Source organism: Micromonospora sp. NPDC004704 (assembly GCF_053601675.1).
On the sequence record NZ_JBSGCD010000028.1, the window covers coordinates 75,077 to 95,989 of the forward strand.

Here is a 20,913-nt window from a genome sequence, read left to right on the forward strand (position 1 = left end):
ACCGGGCCGGCGGCAGGACCGGCGGGGTGACGCGGCTCAACGGCGATCAGCACAGCCCGGAGGGACACCAGGCATGACCGACGACAACATCCTGCAGATGCGCGGGATCACCAAGACGTTCCCCGGGGTGAAAGCGCTCCAGGACGTCAACCTGTCCGTACGCCGGGGCGAGATCCATGCGATCTGCGGTGAGAACGGCGCGGGCAAGTCGACTTTGATGAAGGTGCTTTCGGGCGTCTACCCGTACGGGTCGTACGAGGGCGAGATCTACGTCGACGGCGAGCTGTCCAAGTTCGGCGACATCCGGGCCAGCGAGCAGCGCGGCATCGCGATCATCCACCAGGAACTGGCGCTCGCCCAGCAGCTCTCGATCGCCGAGAACATCTTCCTCGGCAACGAACTGTCGACCCGTGGGCTGATCGACTGGAACCGGACCAACCACGAGGCGGCCGAGTTGCTGCGTCGGGTGGGGCTGACGGAAAACCCGGTGACGCCGGTGCTCGACCTGGGCGTGGGCAAGCAGCAACTGGTCGAGATCGCCAAGGCGCTCTCCAAGCGGGTGCGACTGCTGATCCTCGACGAGCCGACCGCCGCGCTCAACGACGACGACTCCGCGCACCTGCTCGACCTCCTGCGCGGGCTGCGCAGCCAGGGGATCACCTCGGTCATCATCTCGCACAAGCTGAACGAGGTCCGGGAGATCGCGGACCGGATCACCATCCTGCGCGACGGGCGCTCGATCGAGACTCTCGATCCGGCCGTCGAGGAGGTCACCGAGGACCGGATCATCTCCGGCATGGTCGGCCGGGCCCTGGAGAACCGGTTCCCGCCGCACGAGTCGCGGGTCGGCGAGGAGGTCCTGCGGATCGAGGACTGGACCGTACACAGCCCGACCCAGCGCGGTCGGGTGGTGGTCTCGAAGGCCAACCTGACCCTGCGTCGGGGCGAGATCGTCGGGCTGGCCGGTCTGATGGGCGCCGGTCGTACCGAGCTGGCGATGAGCGTCTTCGGCCGCTCGTACGGCACGAACATCTCCGGCCGGATCTTCAAGGACGGCCGGGAGATCGAGCTGAAGTCGGTCCAGGAGGCCATCCGGCACGGCATCGCGTACGTGACCGAGGACCGTAAGCGGTACGGGCTCAACCTCATCGACGACATCAAGCGCAACGTCTCCGCTGCCGGGCTGCGCAAGCTCGCCCGCCGGGGGTGGGTGAACGAGAACGAGGAGTACCGGGTCGCAAACGACTTCCGGACCAGCATGAACATCAAGGCGCCGACCGTCGCGAGCATCACCGGCAAGCTCAGCGGTGGCAACCAGCAGAAGGTCGTGCTGTCGAAGTGGATCTTCACTGATCCGGACGTACTGATCCTCGACGAGCCGACCCGCGGCATCGACGTGGGCGCGAAGTACGAGATCTACTCGATCATCAACCGGCTCGCCGACGAGGGCAAGGCCGTGCTGGTCATCTCGTCGGAACTGCCCGAACTGCTGGGCCTCTGTGACCGTGTCTACGCCCTGTCGGCGGGACGGGTGACCGGCGAGGTCGATCGCAAGGACGCCACCCAGGAACGACTCATGCAGTACATGACCAAGGAACAGGAGTAGACCCGATGAGCAGCATCGCACCCGCGAGCGCCGATGCCGGTGCCGTGGTCGGCGTCGGCGACTCGCGGCAACCGGACGGCAAGCCGCAGCGACGACTCTCGCTGAACCTTCGGCAGAGCGGCATCTACGTCGCGTTCGCCCTGATCATCGTGTTGTTCTCGGTGCTGACCGGCGGTGACCTGCTACAGCCGCAGAACATCTCAAACATCATCGTGCAGAACTCGTACATCCTGATCCTCGCGATCGGGATGATCCTGATCATCATCGCCGGGCACATCGACCTGTCGGTCGGGTCGGTGGTCGCGGTCAGCGGTGCCATCTCCGCGGTGCTGATGGTCAACCATGACGTCCCCTGGCCCCTCGCACTGCTCATCACCCTGGTGATCGGTGGCCTGATCGGCGCCTGGCAGGGCTACTGGATCGCGTACTTCGGCATCCCGGCGTTCATCGTCACGCTGGCCGGCATGCTGCTCTTCCGCGCGCTGACCCTCACCGTCCTGGGTAACCAGGGCATCGGGCCGTTCCCGGAGCAGATCCGTACCCTGTCCAACGGGTTCACCAGCGGTTACTTCGGTAACATCGGCCTCGGGCCACTGGGCGGGGCGGACCTGTTCAGCCTCCTGGTGGGTGTGGTCGCGGTGGTCGGGATCGCCGGTACGCAGTGGCGTACCCGCAAGGCCCGGCTCGGCTACCAGCAGGTCGTGGACCCGCTGCCGCTGTTCCTCCTGAAGATCATTGCCGCTGCCGTGGTGGTCCTGGCGGTGGTGGTGCAGCTCGCCCGGTTCAAGAACCTGCCCTGGGTGCTGGTGCTGCTGGCGGTGCTGGTCCTCGGCTACTCGCTGCTCACCAACCGGGCGGTGTTCGGTCGCCAGATCTACGCCGTCGGTGGAAACGTCCAGGCCGCGACGCTCTCCGGCGTCAAGGTCAAGTCGGTGATCTTCTGGATCTTCGTCAACATGGGTGTGCTCGCCGCCCTCGCCGGGGTCATCTTCGCCGGCCGGCTCAACCAGGCCGGCCCGACCGCGGGTAACTCGTTCGAACTCGACGCGATCGCGGCCGCGTTCATCGGCGGCGCCGCGGTCCAGGGCGGCGTCGGCAAGGTGGTCGGCGCCATCACCGGTGGTCTGATCATGGGTGTGATCAACAACGGGATGTCCCTGATCGGTGCCCCCAGCGAGCGGGTGATGCTGGTCAAGGGCATCGTCCTGCTCGCGGCGGTGGCGTTCGACGTCTGGACCAAGCGGCGCGCCGGCCTGGCCAGCCGCTGACCGCAGGTTCCGCCGTAACGGCGGTCGGTGCCGAACCGGCACCGACCGCCGTCGGCGTTCATCAGCGGACCGGCCCCGGTCCCGCCCGTCGCCACGATCCGGCGAGGGGTCCGGGGAGACCCGGCGGTTCGCTCAGCGCCGCAGCATCGACAGCGCGTGCATGGCCGACCGGGCAGCCGTCACCCGACCGATGCCCTTGGAGGCGTACCGCAACCCGCCGGACGCCTGCCGCAGGGCGCCCGGTACGTGCCGCATGGCGCCCGACGCCTGATTCATGGTGCCCGGTAGGTGCCGCATCGCCCCCGAGGTGTACCGCGACAGGGACGACTGGCGGCTCCGCACCCCCCTGGCCCGTTGCAGCATGCCCTTGGCCACCTGGCCGGGTTTCTGCTGCTCCCCGGCGAGCGCGGTGATCACTATCAGCGCGCCGGTGAGGGCGGGAATCGCCCACTGGAGCACCCGGAGCTGCCGCTGGCTCGCCGCGATGTCCTTCGGGGTGGCGTGGTTCGGCTCGGTGATCCCGTCGACCGGTGGGCCATCGGCCTTCTGCAGTTTCATGCCGAGCATCCGGCTGTAGCCCGTCACCGCCAGCGCCGCGACGGTGAGGCCGGTCTTGACCAGGCTCATCCTGGCCACCCCGGCCTGGGCGATCACCCGTGGGCTCTCGGTCACCAACTCGCCCGCGGCGCCGGCCATGTGGGCACCGATCGCGGCGGCGTTGACCGGTGTCCACCGGGCCCAGCCGGCCGAGGCCACGCCGAGCCGTTCCTGCGAGTTGCCGACCCGTGCCGCCGCGCTGTTGACGCCGACCGCCCCCATCAGCGAGCCGCCGAACCAGGCCGCCAGTCCCAGGTCGTGCATCGAGCGCAACACCGTGTGTCGTTCGGACATCTGATCCCTCCCACCTGGTGAGGACCGGCGCTTACCCGCCGATCGCCGACCTAACCCGGCCGGGGCGTGAACGTCTCGGCTGCTCGACGGCGGACGGCGGCGAGGTGGACCGCCATCCGTCCCACGGTGATCAACGGCGGGGGTCGACGTGCACCTTGGGGCCGGGTCCGGCGTTGTCGGGCAGGCGACCGGCCAGCACCTCGCCGACCTGTTCCAGCCCGACGGTGGCAGCGACCAGCGGCCGGGGGTCGACGGCCGAGGCGGCGTACCGCTCGATGGTGCCGGCGAGCCCGGCCGAGGCGCCGAGGATCCCGACCGCCGTGACGTCCTTGAGCACCAGGGTCCGGGTGTCGAGCCGGCTCGGGGTCCCGGCCAGGCCGATGTAGACCACCCGGCCGCCGGGTTCCACCAGGTCGAGCGCGAGCGCCGGTACGGCCGGGTCGTTGGAGGCGTCGACGACCGCGTCCCAGGGCAGTGCCGGGATGCGGTCATCACCCCACACGCCGGCAAAACCCAGGGTGCGGGCGAAATCCAGCGACCGGGGCGACTTCCCCACCACGTGGACCTCGGCACCTTCGGCGCGGGCGAACTCGGCCACCAGCAGCCCGATGGTCCCGGGGCCCAGGACGAGCACCCGGTCACCCGGAGCGGGTGCGGCGGCCCGTACGGACCGCAGCGCGTTCCCGCCCGGCTCCACCAGGGCACCGGCGGTGTCGTCCACCGAGTCCGGCAGGGCGTGCAGGGCGCTCACCGGTACGGCCAACTGCTCGGCCAGTGCACCGGCGAATCCGCCCCGGATGCCGATCTCGCTGCGGTCCGCGCAGACGTGACCCAGGCCGCCCAGGCACCGCCGGCAGTGGCCACAGCCGAGCATCGTGTCGCCGGTGACCCGCCGGCCGAGCCACCGTGGATCGACCCCGCGCCCCACCGCCGCCACCGTGCCGCACCACTCGTGGCCCAGGCGCATCGGGTACCGGGCGTGGCCCTGGTGCAGGTACGCCATCTCGCCGGTGAAGAACTCGACGTCGGTGCCGCAGACCCCGACCCGGGACACGTCGACCACGACCTGGTCCGGTCCCGCCTTGGGTGGCTCGACCTCCTGCACGCCGGACCGGTGCGGGCCGGTGACCACGAAGGCCCTCAGACCGTCCGCCCTCCCCGTTCGACGATGGCCCGGATCGCCGGCAGATCCTCGACCAGGTCCCGCAGCGGGGTCCGGTACGTCAGCGCGCTGATGCTGACCGCACCGCTGGGTTCGGTCGGCGATGAGAGGAACAGGGGGAGTGCCAGGCAGCTCACGCCGGGCTCGTTCTCCTGGTCCTCGACGCCGTACCCGCGTTGTCTGGTCAGGGCCAGTTCGGCGCAGAGGTCCGCCACCGCCGTCCGGGTCCGCTCCGTGCGGGGTTCGAGGTGCGTCGAGCCTGCCCAGGCGCGTACGGCGTTGTCGTCGGGGAGGTGGTGGGCCAGGAGCAGCTTGCCCAGTGCGGTGCTGTGGGCGGGATTGCGCCCGCCGACGGTGGAGGTGAGCCGGACGGCACCGCTCGGCGGATCGATCTTCGACCGGTACACCACCGACCGCCCGTCGAGTACGGCGTAGTGCGCGGTCTCGCCGTGCCGGGCGGACAGCTCGCGCAGAATGGGGACGACCCGGAGGTGGTCCAGCCGGGCCTCATGGTTGGCGAAGGCGAGGCGGATGAATTCGTCGCCCAGCACGTACTGCCGGCGGTCGTCCTGGGTGGCGAAACCGGCTCGGCGCAGCGCGGCCAGTGCCCGGTGCACGGTGGGTTTGGGGCTGGCCACGGTACGCGCGAGGTCGTCCAGTGCGATGCCGTCGGGGTGCCGGGCCAGCTCGGCGAGGACGGCGAGGACCCGGTCGGAGCCGACGAGCGGACCCTCGGCGGGCCGTTCCGCCGTACCGGATCTTGCGGTAGCCTCGGCCACGTTCCGAATCGTAGACTGAGGTTCCAATAATTGGAAGGCGGTCACATGTCGGGGCAGCGCAGCGCGCAGTGGTACGGCGGAACCGACCGCAACGCCTACATCCACCGCGCCTGGATGCGCCGTGGCCTGCCCGCGCACGCCTTCGACGGCCGTCCGCACATCGCGATCGCGAACACCGCCTCGGACCTCACCCCGTGCAACAGTCACCTCAACGAGGTGGCCGAGAGCGTCAAACAGGGCGTGTACGAAGCCGGCGGCATCCCGCTGAACCTCCCCGTCGTGTCGCTCGGCGAGACGCAGGTACGCCCGACCGCGATGCTCTGGCGCAACATGGCCGCGATGGCGACCGAGGAGATGCTGCGGGCCAACCCGATCGACGGCGTTGTGCTGCTCGGCGGCTGTGACAAGACGATCCCGTCCCTGCTGATGGCCGCCGCCTCGGTCGACCTGCCCGCCGTGGTGGTCCCCGGTGGCCCGATGCTGACCGGGACCTTCCGGGGTGTGCCGCTGGGCTGCGGCACCGACGTGTGGAAGCTCTCCGAGGAGGTCCGCGCCGGCACCCTGTCCGAGGAGCAGTTCCTCAGGTCCGAGTCGTCCATGATCCGCAGTCGCGGGCACTGCAACACGATGGGCACCGCGTCCACCATGGCGCTGGTCGCCGAGGCCCTCGGCACCACCATTCCCGGATTCGCCGGCACCCCGGCCCCGGACAGCCGCCTGCTCGAACGGGCGCACGACACCGGCCGGCTCGCCGTCGAACTGGTCGCCGAGCAACGCCGCCCGAGCGACCTGCTCACCCGGGGCTCGTTCCTGAACGCGATCGTCGCACTCGCCGCCATCGGCGGATCGACCAACGCGGTCGTGCACCTGCTCGCCATCGCCGGCCGGCTCGGGATCGAGCTGACCCAGGACGACTTCGACCGTACCGGTGGGGGTGTGCCGTTGCTGGTCGACCTCCAGCCGGCGGGCCGGTTCCTGATGGACGACCTGTACCGCGCCGGTGGGCTGCTCGCCGTGCTGCGCGAGGTCCGCGACCTGCTCGACCCGGACGCGCTCACGGTGACCGGTCGCCCGCTGGTCGACTACCTCGACGAGGCCCGGATCTGGGACCACGAGGTCATTCGGGTACGCGACCAGCCGCTGCTCCCGCACGCCGGGATCGCGGTGCTCTACGGCAACCTGGCCCCGTCCGGCGCGATCATCAAACCCGCGGCGGCATCACCGCACCTGCTGCGCCACCGTGGCCGGGCGGTGGTCTTCGACTCCATCGAGGACCTGCACGCCCGGATCGACGATCCGGATCTCGACGTCGACGCGGACTCCGTGCTGGTCCTGCGCGGGTGTGGACCGCGCGGGTATCCGGGCATGCCCGAGGTGGCGAACCTGCCCCTGCCGACCAAACTGCTGCGGGCCGGCGTCCGCGACATGGTACGGATCTGCGACGGCCGGATGAGCGGCACCGCGTACGGCACGGTGGTGCTGCACGTCGCCCCGGAGGCGGCGGTCGGTGGCCCGTTGGCGCGGCTGCGTACCGGTGATGTTGTCGTGCTCGACGTCGAAGCCCGTCGCCTGGACGTCGACCTGCCCGAGGGGGAGTGGGAGTCGCGCCCGCCGGACGCGGCGACCGTACGGGCGTACGCGAACCCGCAGCGCGGCTGGGAACGGCTCTACGTCAACACCGTCCAGCAGGCCAACACCGGTGCCGACCTCGACTTCCTGATCGGGTCCAGCGGCGACGAGGTAGCCCGCGAGTCCCACTGAACTCCTATCGACCGGAGCGTGCCTCCACGCAGCGGCGGAGGTTGCTCAGGTGCGTGCGCCAGCCGGCCCGGTGTTCGTCGGTGAGTCGGGCGCCGTCCGGATGCCGGTCGAGGCCGTGCTCCCGTACGTGTACCACGGTGCCGTGATCGCCGGCGAGGAGGCGGAACTCGACCTCGGTGGAGTCGTCCCACCCCTCGTCGGCCCAGCGCAGGCGCAGCAGTTCGTCGGCGACCAACGCGGTCACCGCACCCCGGGTGCGAACCGGATTCCCGTCCGGCCCGGCCCAGGTTTCCGTCACCGGGCCGCCGACCACCGGTTCCAGCTCGAGATAGTCCCACCAGCCGGTACGCCGCTCGGCGACGACCAGCGCCGCCCAGACCTCGGGTGCGGGGGCGGCGATCTCCATCGTCTCGTGTACCACCAGGTCGTCGTCGAACCGGTCATCCATGGGCGAAAACTCTATCGATCCGATTCACCACCGGCAATTCACCCGACGGTCGGGCAATTCCGAGTCGTATTCACGTAATCGATGTCCGGGGCGGGTGGCTTTCATCTCGCGTACAGGTTTCTTGAAGGTTTCTCCCGGTCAGGGGTGCTGCAATGGATGGGCTGCCGGGAGTAGGTCGCCGGCGGTTGTTCGGACCTCGGACCGAAGGAGCACCTGATGCGCTGGCTGTCCCGGCGGCGGTCGCCCGCCGATGACCACACGCCCACGAAGCTCGACCGGGAGGGGACCGCCGCCGACCTCGCGGCGCTGTCCGCGTTCATCGACGACCGACGCGGCGTCGAGTTGTACCTGGAACCGGAGACGACGGCGACCGACACGACCGTTGTCGCGATCGCCGACGACGGCGAGTGGATCCGCCGCCGGACGGGTTCGCCCCGGGTCGCGCAGCGGCTGGCGCACCGGCACTCGGTGCCGATCTACGAGGCCGCCCGGGTCGGCTACCCGGAACGGATGCGGGCCTGGAACCGCCAGCACCCCGAACGCCGAATGCGCTGACCCTCTCGGCGATCTTGCAGTTGTGGTGGCTCACAAAGGTCTCGAATCCGGCATCCTGGGCGCCACAACTGCAAGATCGCGGGTGGGTGGGTCTGCCGCCGACGTAGCCCTCAGGGTCTGCGGGGGCCTCCTCCCCTAGAATCTTTCGGTGCCGGGTGATTTCGTCCGCCCGTCGTGACCAGGGGAGAGATCAGGATGATCTTCATTACCGCGAAGTTCCGGGTGCTGCCGGAGCACGCCGACCGGTGGCCCGAGATCGCCGCCGACTTCACCCGCGCGACCCGTGGTGAGGCGGGCTGCCTCTGGTTCGACTGGTCCCGCAGCCTCGACGACCCGACCGAGTACGTCCTGGTCGAGGCGTTCCGTGACGGCGACGCCGGTGGGGCGCACGTACAGTCCGAGCACTTCCGGCAGGCGCAGCGGACGCTTCCGCAGTATCTGGCCGAGACGCCCCGGATCGTCAACGCCACCGTCCCGCAGGACGACTGGTCGCTGTTGGGTGAACTGGCCGTACCCGAGCGCTGATCACCGAGGGGTCGAATTGATGCAGAAACATTTGTGAATCTGATCTGATCTCCGGCAGAAATGATCTGCTGGTTGGCTGACGCCCAATATTCGCCGGTAAGGAGCGAAGGGGTGGTTATGGCCGTACCTCCAGCGCCCACGGATCAGGAACTCGACGTCTACATCAGAACCCGCTACGCCCTGCTGGGCATCGACATCTCGGTACTGCCGGAAGACGACCCGGCCGCCCCGATGGACCAGGCGAGGGTCTTCTCCTCTGCCCGCAGCGTCATCCGCCAGGATGCCGTGATCAATGCCTACCCGACCGATCAGCAGGCCGACGTGCCGGCCCTCTACCCCGTCCAACTCGCCCAGTGGACGGGAGCGCTCGATGACTGAGCCGCTGGTGCCCCACCGGGCCGACCGGATCACGGACGGCACCGGACAACCGCAGGACCTCACCGTCGACCGGCGCTGGTTCATGTCCCGGATGGCCGGGCTCTGGGCCGCCGCGGCGTCCGCCGGAGCGGCCGGCGGCACGCTCTTCGCGGCCACCCCGGGCAGCGCGGCCCCGGCCCCGACCGCCGCCGGTCGCTCCGGACCGGGTACGCCGAAGGACTGGTGGGACGGCGCGCTCGCCCGGACGATCCGTCCCGAGGCGCTGGCCGACCCGACCGAGCTGACCATCAGCGAGGCGGCTGCCGCGTTCCGGCGCAGGCTGCTCAAGCCGGTGGACCTGATGGACGCCTACCTCGACCGGATCAACCGGTACGAGGCCAGGTACCAGGCGTTCCTCTGGCGCCGCCCGGACGCCGAACTCCTCGAACTCGCCCGCCGTACGAAAATCCACAGTGGATCGACCGCGCTCGCCGGCATCACCACCGCGGAGAAGGACAACTACTACACCGCGGGCATCCCCACCACCGCGATGTCCCCGGTCTACCAGGGATTCGTCCCGGCGTATGACTCGACGGTGCACGCCCGGCTCAGGACCGACGGCGCGATCATGATCGGCAAGGCGGCCATGGGTCCGCTCGCCTCCGGCCGGGCCCGGCTGCCCGACGGCACCGCGACCACGTACAACGCCTGGACACCCGACGACATCCGGTACAGCCCGAGCGGATCGTCGGGCGGCACCGCCACGGCAGTCGCGGCCCGGCTCGCCACCTCCGGCACCGGGACCCAGACCGGCGGTTCGATCACCTCGCCCTCGAACGCGCAGAACCTGACCGGTCTCAAGCCGACCTTCGGTCGCACCTCCCTGTACGGCATCGTCCCGCTGACCATCACCCACGACCATCCGGGACCACTGGCCCGAGACGCCATGGACGCCGCGATCATGCTCCAGTCGGTGGCCGGTCCGGACCCCAACGACCCCCGTACGCTCGGCCTGCCTGAGGTGCCGAACTACATCAGGTCGGCCGAGGTCTACTACTGGAAGAAGCGGATCCGGGTCCGTTGGGAAACCACCCTCGGCTACCCGCCGGACTACCTCACCGGCGCCAACGAGGAGACCAGGCCGCTGCGCGAGGCCATGCTGGCCGCAATGCAGACGGTCGGCGTGACCGTACGGGAGGTGCCGTACCCGGAGGGCTGGAGCGAGCTGACCGGGACGGTGACCAGCACCTCCGGCGAGGGCACCAACCTCTTCCTGCCGGTCCTGCAAAGCGACGTACGGCTGTTCGCCGATCGTCTCACCGGTTTCCTCAACGGCCAGTTCCGCAGTGCGGACAGCTACCTCAAGGCGATGGAGGCGCGTTACCTCCTGCTCAAGCGCACCCTGTCGCAGTTCTTCGGCCAGTGCGACGTACTGCTGATCGGGACGGCGGTGGACCGGATCGGACTGCCGATGATGGCGTTCCCCTACGGCCTGGGGGTCGACCAGACGACCGGGCTGACCGTGCCGAGGGGCACGACCATCGCGGCGCCGCCGTTCGGGGAGGAGCGGCTGCTCGCCGTCGTGGCGGCGTACCAGGCGGTCACCGACCACCACCTGCGACGGCCACCGGATCCGTCCGGACCGGTCGGTGCCGGGGCGCGGGTCGCCGCGCCGTACAAGGTGCCCGCCGACTACGACGCCACCGAGGAGAGCTGACCAACCTTTCGGTGTTCCCGTTCATCCGATGGATCGCAATCTGAGCCGCCGTGCCGGTGGGCGCGTCAACCACCCGAGGAAACGCTCGTCCAACTCCTCGGGGGTCGCGTCCACCAGCTCCGCCCCCGCAAGCCTCCGGTACTGCTCCATGTAGGTCCGGAGGTTCTGCGGTTTTCCGTCCGCCACCGCCAGCAGCCGCCGCCGGAAGAACCGGCACGGCCACGGGTCGAGACAGTCACGACAGCGCCAGTCCGGGCGGTGCCGATGCTGGGCCATCACGTCTTCGTCGTCGTCATCCACGGCGCAGCCCCGCTCGCTCCCGGCCACCGCTCCGCTGGCTCGGAATCCTGACGGTGACCGGGGGAGGAGGGGTGGGTGGATCCGCTCGCTCTCGCATCTCACGGAGGGCTGACACCCTGACCCACGGCAGTACGTAACGGCCGTCCGACCCGTCCGCCTCCACGACAACGCCGAGGAGGTTCACCCATTCGAGCCCCGGAGTGTCGGCACCCTCCGGAAGCCGGAGAACTCGCATCCGCAGCGGGCTGCTGCCCTCTCCCCGGTAGTCGAGGGGCGCGATGTCGAGCACGTCGCCGACCGCGACACAGGGCCCAATGTGAGTCATGCGGCTACTCCCATGCGTCCGGCCAACTCGACTATCCGTGGTGGCGGGCCGCCCCTCGCCAGCCTCAGGACGTCACCCATCAGTTCGCGAGCCAGCGGCCGGCTACGAACCTCCTGCGGGGCGATGCCGTCGGCGGCCAGCATCAACGCCGCCGCGTTGTCCATCTCCCCGAGGTGTGCGTGAGCGCGAGCCACGGTCAGCAGGTGGTGACCGTGACGTTCGGGGACCTGGCCCCGGAGCGCCTTCCCGTTGATCCGCTCGTGCAGGGCTATCGCGTGCTTGCCTTCGCCGAGTTCGACAGCGGCCAGCACGCGGTGAAGCTCGACGGCGGTCGGACCGAACCCGGTGTGGTACTCGTTGCGGTCGGCGCCGAGCAACGTCGCCGCGTCCTGGGCGCCGGCGATCAGCTCCCGAACGGTGAACGTGTCGCCCAACCGGGCGGCAGCCGTCGCGGCCCGGAGGAGCAGGGTGCCGTACACGGAAAGCCGTACCGGATCGCTCTTGGCCTGTGGGGGAATGCGTTGGGCGATGGTGACAGCCACCTCCATGGCCGACCGGGGACGGCCGAGGCCGAGCAGGGCGGAACCCATCACGGAGGCGGCCACCCCGACCAGGTACGGGTCGGCGGCCCGCATCGATCGCTCTGCGGCCCGGTCCGCGGTGAGCCAGGCCAGGTCATGCTGGCCCAACTTCCGCAGCAGGTCGGATGTGACCTGGTAGACCTGGCTGAGCAGCCCGGCGGCCTCCTCGCCGGGTGCGTTCCGGTAAACGGTGTCGGCGGTCTGTGCGTCGACCAGGAGCCGGGGCAGCGCCTTCACCAGCAGGTCATACCGGGCATGTTCGAAGGTCAGGCGGGCGTGGGTGACGACCTTCCGCAAATCGTGCAGCGCGGGCGGGTTGAGCCGGGCCTGGAAATATCCCGCCACGGCGACGTACCGCTCAAGGCTGCCCCGGAGGGCTTCCAGGTCATCCGAGCTGACCCCGCTCGACACGACCGCACCGCGTTCCGCAGGCTCCTTGCCGAGCAGCAGCGCGACGTCGATGCTCAGGACTTCCGCGATCTCGTACAGCACGGAGAACTTGTCGAGCCGACGTAACCCGCGCTCGGTTTTGTCCACCCAACTCTTCGACTTGCCCATGCGGTCCGCGAACACCTGTTGTGACAGCCTCCGCCGCCCGCGCCAGTAGGCGACCCGCCGACCGACGTGATCGGTGGCCGCCGGGGCCGCGATCTCGACGACGCTAGACATCGGCGCGGTGGATCGGGTTGCGCCGGACGTCGCCGGGCTTGCCGGGCCGCCAGCCGTCGCGGGGCGGCACCGGGTAGCCGGGTCCGCCGTTGCGAGGCCGTGGACGTGGTCCCGCTACCGGAGGCAACTCGGGGCGTGGGGTCGCGGCATTCATCCCCGAGTCTCGTTTCCCCCGGTCGGTCCGATAGCCGAGGCGCTGACCGAACGTGAGTAGCGGTCCGAGGAACAGCGTCGGCCCAGCCCACGGTGGGCGCGCGGGCGGCGGCGGGGACGCGGGCGGTGCGGGTGGCTGCGGTACGGCGGCCCCGAGGGACCACGGCCAGATACAGCCCCACCAACGGCGGACCAGGAACATCTCGACACCTCCTGTCGACTGCGGGAAGGGGCGCTCCCACCTCCCTCTCGGGAGCGCCCCCGCTGACGCAGCCGCCGGGCTCGAACCTCCACCGACCACGCCTCCTCACCGATCACCCTGCCCTGGGTGGGCGGACATGCACACTCCGTTGATGTATGGTCCCTCGAAGGTCACGGACATCCATTAGGGAGGCTGGATGAACCACGCACTCGTAGCGGCGATGGCTGAGGTGGGCGAGACCACCGACTCTCTCGCAGCTCAGTTGGGCGTTGATCCGAAGACGGCAGGGCGTTGGATCACCCCTGGACGGATACCTCAGCCCAGGCGACGATTCAAGATCGCCGAGATCCTGAAGAAGGACGTTGGTGACCTTTGGCCGGACGTCCTGCGGCGAAAGGAGCCTGTCTGGTTCCGCCAGTGGGCCGAAAATGAGCGCGAGGCGAAGGCGCTGCGGAGCTTCCAAATACTGTGGGTGCCGGGCCTGCTCCAGACCGAGGCGTACGTGCGGGCGACGCTGGAGGGCGAGGACCTGACCTCCGCGGAGGTCGAGCAGCTCGTCATCGGTCGCCTCGCGCGGCAGTCCATCCTGCGGCGGGACCGGCCGCCGCTCCTGATCGCGGTCATCGACGCCGGGGTGCTCTACCGCTCCGCGTACGGTGACCGCGAGCTGATGCGCGAGCAGTGCGCCTACCTCGCCGAGTGCGCCGAGTTGAAGACAGTGCAGATACACATGATTCCCAGGGACATCGGCATGTACCCCGGCCTCGGCGGACCGTTCACGATCGCCGAGATGCCCGAAGGCGGGCGGGTCGCCCACGTCGACAGCCAGGCCGAAGCGCAGATCGTCGAGAAGCCGTCGAAGATTGCTACCCTGGAACGACGGTGGGAACGGATCCGGGGGGAGGCCCTCCCGCGAGCACAGTCCCTAGAACTGATCAGGGAAGCGGCGGCATCATGGACGTGAGCGGCGCACAGTGGCGCAAGAGCACCAGGAGTGGCAACAACGGCGGCGACTGTGTGGAGGTCGCTGACAACCTCGCGGGCGTGGTGCTCGTCCGTGACACGAAGAACCGCGACGGTGGCACGCTGACCTTCGCGCCCGAGGCGTGGCAGGCGTTCGTGGGGCTAGCCAAGCAGCACTGACTACAGCTTCTACATGCCCCCGTGCCACCCCGTACGGGGGCATCGCCGTCTCCGCGATCCGTGCGGCACCGCCCTGGGTGACCTCCTCGGGTGACGGAAGTCCCGGGATTGTGTCGTTGCCTGGTTGGCTCCGGGCGGTTGTCGCGAAGGGGCGGGCGACTTTCCGATGGTCGCCCCTCGACGCTGACGTTGCCGCCCGGTGTCGCCGCGACCGGCCGATTCGAGCAGCTGACGTTGCCGCCGCCGGTGCCCGTAGGCTCGCTAGCCTGACCTCAGGAACCGGGTCACCTCGGCGAGGAACTGGTCGCGCCCGTGGTCGCCGCGGTCGAGGTGCGCGTAGTGGGTCGCCCCGGCCAACTGCACGCTACGTACGCTGCGGGCGTGCACGAGATGCTCCGCCAGCGTCGTGGGGTCCTCTGGTCGGCTCCAGAAGTCGTACTCGCTGCGCAGCACGAGCGTGTGTGCGGTCACCAGGCTCGCGTCCCATAGTTGACGGCCGGTGGCCAGGTAGAAGCTGTCCTCCAAAGCGCCGGACGGCGCGCGGAAGCTCGCCGGTTCGCGGCTGCTGCTGGTCGGGTCGGAATCCAGCGCCGCCTGCTGATAGGCCGCCGCGACCGCCGGGTCGCGCCAGACGCTCTTGTCCGGCGTCGGGATGCTGTCGTCCCACGACGGCAACAGGCTCGCCGCGGTGCTGGTGCGGTAGGCGCCGTAGTTGGCCGCGTTGAAGCGGCCGGGCCGGTTCGGGTCCTCGTAGCTGCTACCCCGTCCCAGGGTCGGATGAGTGTCGCTCGCCCCGTAGAGGGAGTTGTAAAGCAGCAGATGGCTGACCCGCGCCGGGTTGGCAGCGGCGTACTGGCCGAGCCAGTGGCCGCCGGTGGCCCAGCCCAGCAGCGCGACCCGGCCTGACGGGTTGCCTGCCCGGTTCCGCGCGCTGATCATGTCGACGACGGCGGCCACGTCGCGCACCACCGCGTCGGAACGGACCGCTGGCGGGTTGGCCTGCGCCGGTTCGGACAGCTCCGGCGGGCGGGTCGAGCCGCCGTAGCCGCGCGCGTCCATCACGTAGACGCGGTGCCCGGCAGCGGCGAGGTCTACGGCGAGCGAGCCGCCGGGCACCGGCAGGTCGAAGCTCGCCGGCCCGGGTACCCGGGCACCGTGCAGCAGCAGGACCGGCGGGCGAGTGGGGGACGGACGCGGGTCCCGTGGCCGGATCTCCCGCACGGCGATACGGACGCCCGGGTCGCTGGTCACGTGCAGATCGCTGCGGACCGGGGCTGCGCGGGGGGCGTCGGCGCGGGTGGTGGCCGAGGCGGCGGTACCGCCGAGGAGCAGGGCCGAGACGGCGGCCCCTACCACTGTTGGACGGCTGATGGGCATGGCGGGCGCTCCTTCGGTGAACGGGTCCCGCGCCGTGCGACCGCGCGGGAACCCATGCCGCCAATATGCTGGCTTGGTATGCCGTACCGGACGTCACATATCTCGAACCGCACCGATTGATATCTTCCGTGTATCGCCCAGCTCTGCACAGGCCATCAGGGGAGGGAGCGACGATGGAACTGCGGCATCTGCGGTACTTCTTCGCCGTCGCCGGGCACCTGCACTTCGGCCGCGCCGCCGCCGAACTGGGTATCCACCAGCCACCGCTGAGCCAGCAGATCCGGGCGCTGGAGTCGGAAATCGGCGTCGACCTGTTCGACCGCCGTTCCCGGCGGGTCCACCTCACCCCGGCCGGGATCGCGTTCCGGCCGGACGCCGAACGCGCGCTCGCCCACGCCGCCGCCGCAGTCCGTGCCGCCCAGCGCGCCGGGCGCGGACAGACCGGCACCCTCGCGGTCGGCTTTGTCGGCTCGGCCACCTTCACCCTGCTGCCCCGGCTGTTGCGGGCGGCCCGCGACCGCCATCCCGACGTCACCCTCAGCCTGCGCGAGCTCACCACCACCCAGCAGGTCGACGGGCTGCGCGACGGCACCCTCGACGTCGGCCTGCTCCGCCCGCCGCTGCCCGACGCCGACACCGACTTCCTGCATGTCGAGGCGGTCGGCAATGAACGACTCGTCGTCGCCCTGCCCGCCGACCACCCCCTCGCCGGTGACCGGGTCGTCGACGTGCGTCAACTGGCCGACGAGCCGTTCGTCCTCTCGCCCCGCCACCTCGGCCCCGGCCTGCGCGACCAGATCGTCGACTACTGCCGCCGGGCCGGGTTCACTCCGACCGTCGCGCAGGAGGCCATTCAGATGCAGACCATCATCGGCCTGGTCGCGGGCGGACTCGGCGTATCCCTGGTGCCCGCGTCGGTATCCCGGCTACGGCGCGACGACGTCGCGTTCCGGCCAGCCCGCCCGGCCACCCACGTCATCGAACTGGCGGTCGCGTACCGCCGCATCGAATCCAACCCGGCCACCGCCAACCTCGTCGCGCTCGCCCGCGACCTGGCCCGGTCGGCGCCGGTGCGGCCCCGGCGGCCGGCCTCGCGCTGAGGGCGTACGCGAAGCGGCCCTGCTAGGCAGAGCCGGACACCATGGACACGCGGATGGACGCTCAGGTGACGAAGAGGCCGCATCGTCTCTCATCACCCCCGCCATAACCCTGTCCACCGCGAGGCTTCATGAGCGGGCCTCATTGCGGTCGGCGTCCGAAACTGCTGAGGAGAGTGCGTTTCGAAGGCCGGCAAGCCATAGCGGGAGGACGTTTCACTGCATGGCGGTGGCCGGCGGGTGCCCGAAGGATTCGGGGCAGCGGAAGGTGTACAGCGAGTAGCCACGCCCAATCTGCACGCCGACGGTGTCCGGGGACGCGTTCGGGTCCTCCTCTGACGGCCGCCAGCTGCAATGCATACCGTTCCAGTCGGCCGAGGCGGCAGTGAAGGTCAAGGTCATCGCGGCGCCGCAGACATCACAATCCATCGGGTACGGGTCGGTCAACGACCAGCTCGCGTACCCGCCGACCTTCCATCCCGGCGCCAGCGACAGGTCGCCGTGGTAGTCGGGACGGCTTTCCTCGTCCTCTTCCCACTCGTTGAGCCGCTCGCGCAGGTCATCGGGGAGCAGGTCGGCGTACTGGTACTCGCGAACCTGTTCGGGGTGCACCACGCACGGAACCGGTAGGTACATGTCGCTGACCACCCTCGGCTCGGGAGGTGCTTCGAGTAACGGGCCGACGGCGGAGCTGTCGCGCCAGTAGAGAAAGACTCGAGGGCTGTAGTGCCGGTCCGAGTGGTCCACCGGGCACCACAGCACCTGGAGCAGGTCGGTGCCGTCCGGGCCGGCGTAGTCCGGGATGTCCCGGCGGTAGAGTTGCGCGACGGGGACCAGCGGGATCCAATCCTCGATCAGGTGATTTACATCCAGGGCGTCGGCCGCGTCGAGTTCGGCCAGTTCTTCGGCGGTCAGGAAATCCCCGCCCGGCAGCGGTTCCCGGGCGTCCGCGGTCGCCAGGATCTCCCGTCTGCGCCGCACGGCGGCCGGCGTGCTGAGGTTGTACGGCTCGTGCGCCCCAGTGCCGTCACAGACCGGCCACACCTCGTCTGCCGGCCACAACAGCGGCCCGCCGACCGAGCTGTCCACAACGGTCGGAGCACCGGGCCTGGGGTGCAGACGGGTTGCGGTGGTGGAATGTTCCCGCAGGTCGGGGAAGACTCCGGTGATGTTCACGGGACGCGGGGGTGTGGTGCGGGCCATAGCAGTGGATTTTAGGGTCCGCGTCCTGGACCCAGGTTCTTCGCAGTGCTCGGCGCGAACGATGTCGCGGAGATCGGCCCGTCGGTCTGGCCCGTTCCCAGTCCAGGGTCTACGCGCACGGCGAGTTCGACATCGCCGTAGACACCACAAGCACCGGTCCTGATGCATGTGCAACCGCGATCGCAGAGGCACTCGGCGCGCTCCCGTCGCCAAAGGCGTTCGATCGGCTCCGCCGTCGTGACATCTGACTGCCCACTCATGCCGCTGACAGCGCGGGTGGCCCCTGGCTCGTCGGCTGGGGTCCCGGGCGCCATGTGATGTTCGGTGACCTGGATCCCGCCCAGCCGGAGCCGTCGTTGTCCGAGCTGGCCTCCGTTCTGCTGAGGTTGCTGGACAACGGCTGGATGGAGATGCGCCGCTACGTGTGGGTTGCCGACGACGGTCGGGAGGGCTTGGCGCACGGCGATCCTGTGTCAAGGCACCAGTTGCCGGTGCTGCTGGCAGACCCGGCCAGTTGGGAGTACCCGGATGGTCCGAGTTGGGTCGGCGCGCTGACGCTGGTGGAGACCGAAGCCGGCAGGACGATCAGGCGGATCTCCGCCGATGGGATTGCTGCGGGCGGCGTCGTATAGCGAGCGACTCGACGTCCTGCAACGGCATCCGCAACTGCCGCCGACCGGGCATGCAAGCGCCAGGGTTCCCATCACCCGTGGTAGCCGTCAGTGACCGCGCATCTAGGTGTGAGGACATCCGGTCCTGCCGATGTGCGGATATCCAAACCTGGCTCCAGCAGGGGGACGCCGGCCCGGCGGTGGCGGAGGGGCGTGCCATGTGAGGTGGTGCCCAGGGTGACTTAGCGTCGGATGGCGGGAGACTGTCACGCCCAGAGCTGTGAGAGCCGGGTGGTGACATCCCTCCCGGTTACTCGACTTATGAGCCTGTTGGACCAGTGTGGAACCATGCCCGGGTGCGGCCCTGTTTCACGGGTGGGAGGAGAGTGGACGAGACAGAGGCGGTGCGCGACTTCGAAGCGTGCGTGGCGGTCGCGTGGTCCCGGCTGCTGGGCTCGGCGTGGTTGCTGACCGGCGGCTGGGATGGTCACCGCGTCGCGTTGTGGACCCACTCGCGGACCGGGCCAGGCCGGATCGTGGGCTTGGCCGACGGAACGGCGTGGGGAGTTCGGCGGCGGCGAGTCCTCCTCGACTGGTACGACGACAAGCACGCAATCGTACGGCGAGCGCCTGGTGAGGCCACTGTTGCAGATCGTGGACCTCGCCGGAGCCGTGGTCCGGTCGGTAACCGGGCGCATAGAGGGGGCCGTTTGATGAGTCCGATCTACCTCGTCACGGCCTGTTTTCCGCCCGCCACTATCAAACAGCGCTCTAGTACGGACGGCTCAACATTCAGAATGAGGGGTGGTGAAGACGTGACGGGCCTCAGTGGCGACGGCGTCGACGTTCCGGCCCTGCGGATCGTGACGCTCCATGCGTTGGCATGTGGGGCCGTCTCGGTCGCGGCCGTGTGGGCTGTCGGGCTGTGGACGGCAGACCAGGACTGGACCATGTCAATAGCTCCGACGTTCATCTCCCTCGCCGCGTCACTCTGCGCCGCATGTGTCATCACCGCGTTGTCACCGCTGCTATCGGTGTTGGTGATGCGACGGAGGGAACTTGGAGCCCATCTGACGCATGCCCTGGTGCCGATCCTGCTGGTAGTCCTGATTCCGATTGGGGTGGCCATCGGCGGCCCGGTACGCGACCGGTGGGAAACCACCGGCTACTGGGCCGTGTTTGCGTTGTGTGTGCACGTCGCGTTGGCGTTGGCGACTCGTCGGCGGCTGCCGGGCTTGGCCCGAGTGGGCGCCGTGCTCGCTGTGGCGGCCATGTTCGTCGCCGTCGTCGGCATCGAGCGAGCCAGCCAACTGCGGTGGCGAGTCGACGATTTTCGCGCTCTCGGCGTGCCGCTGGTCGTTCCGGAGATCCCCGGCTTCGAACTGACCTACGCGTATCCTGGCCAGCCGGGCCACCCGGACCTCTTTCTCGAGCTCTCCGATCGACCAGCCAGGCCCTACGGCCGCACGGTCACCGTACTCGTCCAGAGGACGGCGGGCACTGGCTACCCGACCTCTGGAAGGGTGTCCTGCTGGGGGCGCGCGGACGACCGACTCGTGTCCAACGACGGGGGCCTGGTCTATTGCCTGGCGGAGAAGGGGTTTGAAATGCACATACGACCTGACCCACAAATGCCGAGCCTCGCGCCGCTGGCACCCCAGGTCACCCTTAGACGGGTACAGGCACAGCTACTTGCCGAACTGCCCGGAACCGACTGGCAGCGCTCAACTGGTTGGACGACCGACTGAGAACGGCTGGAGGTCGTTGCGAGCGCACAGCCGGGCGGCGATCCGGCGACCGTCGCCATGTGACGATGGCTCTCCAGCACGACAACGTTCCGCCGCGTCTCGGCGGGCACCGGTGTTGCCGGCCCGGCAAGAATGCTCGGGAAATGGGATCGCTGCGCTACACGTGAGTCTCGTCGGCCGGCGGACCGCTGCTCGTCGCTCCGCAATCGGCACTGTCGCTGTGGACCGGTGTCGACAGCAGGGATGAATCCCTGTAAAACTCGGAGGACTGCGACCGGGTGTGCGCGATCCGACGGCTACGTCGGGGGTGGTCGCCATCGGCCAGCGGCGGGCGCTGGTACTAGACGAGTAAGTCCTAACTGAGTTAGTGGTCGTAGGCGATGAGTGACCTGGTCACGGGCTGGCCGGTGGTCCGGTTGTGCCAGATCGCGGCGG

Annotated in this window: 22 protein-coding genes; 13 read left to right on the forward strand and 9 right to left on the reverse strand. The window is 69.5% G+C overall.

Going from position 1 to position 20,913, the window contains the following annotated elements:
- Nucleotides 1–73 precede the first annotated feature (73 nt).
- Both mmsA and mmsB read left to right on the forward strand, forming a co-directional pair.
- Nucleotides 74–1,606 carry a multiple monosaccharide ABC transporter ATP-binding protein gene (gene mmsA / locus ACWEFB_RS29155; protein WP_452290505.1) on the forward strand — a complete coding sequence of 511 codons (1,533 nt, stop codon included), beginning with the start codon at nucleotides 74–76 and terminating at the stop codon, nucleotides 1,604–1,606.
- A gap of 5 nt (nucleotides 1,607–1,611) precedes the next feature.
- Entirely contained in the window at nucleotides 1,612–2,874 is a 1,263-nt protein-coding gene (mmsB, locus tag ACWEFB_RS29160) for a multiple monosaccharide ABC transporter permease (protein ID WP_452290507.1), read from the forward strand.
- A 132-nt stretch (nucleotides 2,875–3,006) separates the two neighbouring features.
- On the opposite strand, the gene ACWEFB_RS29165 is transcribed toward mmsB, so the two are convergent.
- The 3 genes from ACWEFB_RS29165 to ACWEFB_RS29175 all read right to left on the reverse strand — a co-directional run bounded on the left by ACWEFB_RS29165 (nucleotide 3,007) and on the right by ACWEFB_RS29175 (nucleotide 5,706).
- Complete coding sequence (locus ACWEFB_RS29165; protein WP_452290509.1) at nucleotides 3,007–3,765, reverse strand: hypothetical protein; 759 nt, start codon at nucleotides 3,763–3,765, stop codon at nucleotides 3,007–3,009.
- Between the two features lie 130 nt (nucleotides 3,766–3,895).
- Nucleotides 3,896–4,870 carry a zinc-dependent alcohol dehydrogenase gene (locus ACWEFB_RS29170; protein ID WP_452290511.1) on the reverse strand — a complete coding sequence of 325 codons (975 nt, stop codon included), beginning with the start codon at nucleotides 4,868–4,870 and terminating at the stop codon, nucleotides 3,896–3,898.
- 35 nt (nucleotides 4,871–4,905) lie between these two features.
- Nucleotides 4,906–5,706 carry an IclR family transcriptional regulator gene (locus tag ACWEFB_RS29175; RefSeq protein WP_452290513.1) on the reverse strand — a complete coding sequence of 267 codons (801 nt, stop codon included), beginning with the start codon at nucleotides 5,704–5,706 and terminating at the stop codon, nucleotides 4,906–4,908.
- A 45-nt stretch (nucleotides 5,707–5,751) separates the two neighbouring features.
- Between ACWEFB_RS29175 and ACWEFB_RS29180 the strand changes: the two genes are divergently transcribed.
- Nucleotides 5,752–7,467 carry an IlvD/Edd family dehydratase gene (locus tag ACWEFB_RS29180; protein ID WP_452290515.1) on the forward strand — a complete coding sequence of 572 codons (1,716 nt, stop codon included), beginning with the start codon at nucleotides 5,752–5,754 and terminating at the stop codon, nucleotides 7,465–7,467.
- 4 nt (nucleotides 7,468–7,471) lie between these two features.
- Here the strand turns inward: ACWEFB_RS29180 and ACWEFB_RS29185 are convergent, their stop codons facing one another.
- The gene (locus tag ACWEFB_RS29185) at nucleotides 7,472–7,915 is read right to left on the reverse strand and encodes an SRPBCC family protein (RefSeq protein ID WP_452290517.1); all 444 of its coding nucleotides are present in this window, start codon (nucleotides 7,913–7,915) and stop codon (nucleotides 7,472–7,474) included.
- 216 nt (nucleotides 7,916–8,131) lie between these two features.
- Here ACWEFB_RS29185 and ACWEFB_RS29190 point away from each other — a divergent pair, with 216 nt between their 5' ends.
- The 4 genes from ACWEFB_RS29190 to ACWEFB_RS29205 all read left to right on the forward strand — a co-directional run bounded on the left by ACWEFB_RS29190 (nucleotide 8,132) and on the right by ACWEFB_RS29205 (nucleotide 11,069).
- Nucleotides 8,132–8,470, forward strand: coding sequence for a hypothetical protein (locus ACWEFB_RS29190; RefSeq protein WP_452290519.1), 339 nt, complete (start codon nucleotides 8,132–8,134; stop codon nucleotides 8,468–8,470).
- 195 nt (nucleotides 8,471–8,665) lie between these two features.
- The gene (locus tag ACWEFB_RS29195; RefSeq protein WP_452290521.1) at nucleotides 8,666–8,995 is read left to right on the forward strand and encodes a putative quinol monooxygenase; all 330 of its coding nucleotides are present in this window, start codon (nucleotides 8,666–8,668) and stop codon (nucleotides 8,993–8,995) included.
- A 117-nt stretch (nucleotides 8,996–9,112) separates the two neighbouring features.
- Nucleotides 9,113–9,373, forward strand: coding sequence for a hypothetical protein (locus ACWEFB_RS29200; RefSeq protein WP_326559101.1), 261 nt, complete (start codon nucleotides 9,113–9,115; stop codon nucleotides 9,371–9,373).
- Nucleotides 9,366–11,069 carry an amidase gene (locus ACWEFB_RS29205; RefSeq protein WP_452290523.1) on the forward strand — a complete coding sequence of 568 codons (1,704 nt, stop codon included), beginning with the start codon at nucleotides 9,366–9,368 and terminating at the stop codon, nucleotides 11,067–11,069. Before ACWEFB_RS29200 ends, ACWEFB_RS29205 begins: the two co-directional genes overlap by 8 nt.
- A gap of 21 nt (nucleotides 11,070–11,090) precedes the next feature.
- Here ACWEFB_RS29205 and ACWEFB_RS29210 read toward each other — a convergent pair whose 3' ends face one another.
- Genes ACWEFB_RS29210 through ACWEFB_RS29220 form a run of 3 tightly spaced genes read right to left on the reverse strand, consistent with a single transcriptional unit; the run spans nucleotide 11,091 to nucleotide 12,944 of the window.
- A complete protein-coding gene (locus tag ACWEFB_RS29210) occupies nucleotides 11,091–11,369 on the reverse strand; it encodes a hypothetical protein (RefSeq protein ID WP_452290525.1) in 279 nt (92 codons plus the stop codon).
- The gene (locus ACWEFB_RS29215) at nucleotides 11,362–11,694 is read right to left on the reverse strand and encodes a hypothetical protein (RefSeq protein WP_452290527.1); all 333 of its coding nucleotides are present in this window, start codon (nucleotides 11,692–11,694) and stop codon (nucleotides 11,362–11,364) included. Before ACWEFB_RS29215 ends, ACWEFB_RS29210 begins: the two co-directional genes overlap by 8 nt.
- Complete coding sequence (locus ACWEFB_RS29220; RefSeq protein WP_452290529.1) at nucleotides 11,691–12,944, reverse strand: helix-turn-helix domain-containing protein; 1,254 nt, start codon at nucleotides 12,942–12,944, stop codon at nucleotides 11,691–11,693. Before ACWEFB_RS29220 ends, ACWEFB_RS29215 begins: the two co-directional genes overlap by 4 nt.
- A 551-nt stretch (nucleotides 12,945–13,495) precedes the next feature.
- On the opposite strand from ACWEFB_RS29220, the gene ACWEFB_RS29225 reads away from it, so the two are divergent.
- A complete protein-coding gene (locus tag ACWEFB_RS29225) occupies nucleotides 13,496–14,263 on the forward strand; it encodes a DUF5753 domain-containing protein (RefSeq protein ID WP_452290531.1) in 768 nt (255 codons plus the stop codon).
- Nucleotides 14,254–14,442, forward strand: a complete 189-nt coding sequence (locus ACWEFB_RS29230) for a DUF397 domain-containing protein (protein WP_452290533.1) — start codon at nucleotides 14,254–14,256, stop codon at nucleotides 14,440–14,442. The genes ACWEFB_RS29225 and ACWEFB_RS29230 overlap by 10 nt, the downstream gene beginning before the upstream one ends.
- A 261-nt stretch (nucleotides 14,443–14,703) precedes the next feature.
- On the opposite strand, the gene ACWEFB_RS29235 is transcribed toward ACWEFB_RS29230, so the two are convergent.
- Nucleotides 14,704–15,819 carry an alpha/beta hydrolase gene (locus ACWEFB_RS29235; protein WP_452290535.1) on the reverse strand — a complete coding sequence of 372 codons (1,116 nt, stop codon included), beginning with the start codon at nucleotides 15,817–15,819 and terminating at the stop codon, nucleotides 14,704–14,706.
- Nucleotides 15,820–15,992: 173 nt separating this feature from the next.
- Between ACWEFB_RS29235 and ACWEFB_RS29240 the strand changes: the two genes are divergently transcribed.
- Nucleotides 15,993–16,919: a LysR family transcriptional regulator gene (locus ACWEFB_RS29240; RefSeq protein WP_452290537.1), complete on the forward strand. Its 927-nt coding sequence runs from the start codon at nucleotides 15,993–15,995 to the stop codon at nucleotides 16,917–16,919.
- Between the two features lie 213 nt (nucleotides 16,920–17,132).
- On the opposite strand, the gene ACWEFB_RS29245 is transcribed toward ACWEFB_RS29240, so the two are convergent.
- Nucleotides 17,133–18,119 (reverse strand): hypothetical protein, encoded by a 987-nt coding sequence (locus ACWEFB_RS29245; protein WP_452290539.1) that lies wholly within the window; start codon nucleotides 18,117–18,119, stop codon nucleotides 17,133–17,135.
- 8 nt (nucleotides 18,120–18,127) lie between these two features.
- Here ACWEFB_RS29245 and ACWEFB_RS29250 point away from each other — a divergent pair, with 8 nt between their 5' ends.
- The 3 genes from ACWEFB_RS29250 (at nucleotide 18,128) to ACWEFB_RS29260 (ending at nucleotide 20,478) form a co-directional block, all read left to right on the forward strand.
- Nucleotides 18,128–18,367 carry a phosphotransferase-like protein gene (locus tag ACWEFB_RS29250; protein ID WP_452290551.1) on the forward strand — a complete coding sequence of 80 codons (240 nt, stop codon included), beginning with the start codon at nucleotides 18,128–18,130 and terminating at the stop codon, nucleotides 18,365–18,367.
- Nucleotides 18,368–18,436: 69 nt separating this feature from the next.
- Nucleotides 18,437–18,751, forward strand: a complete 315-nt coding sequence (locus ACWEFB_RS29255) for a hypothetical protein (protein ID WP_452290541.1) — start codon at nucleotides 18,437–18,439, stop codon at nucleotides 18,749–18,751.
- Nucleotides 18,752–19,443: 692 nt separating this feature from the next.
- Nucleotides 19,444–20,478: a hypothetical protein gene (locus ACWEFB_RS29260; protein ID WP_452290543.1), complete on the forward strand. Its 1,035-nt coding sequence runs from the start codon at nucleotides 19,444–19,446 to the stop codon at nucleotides 20,476–20,478.
- Nucleotides 20,479–20,913 lie beyond the last annotated feature (435 nt).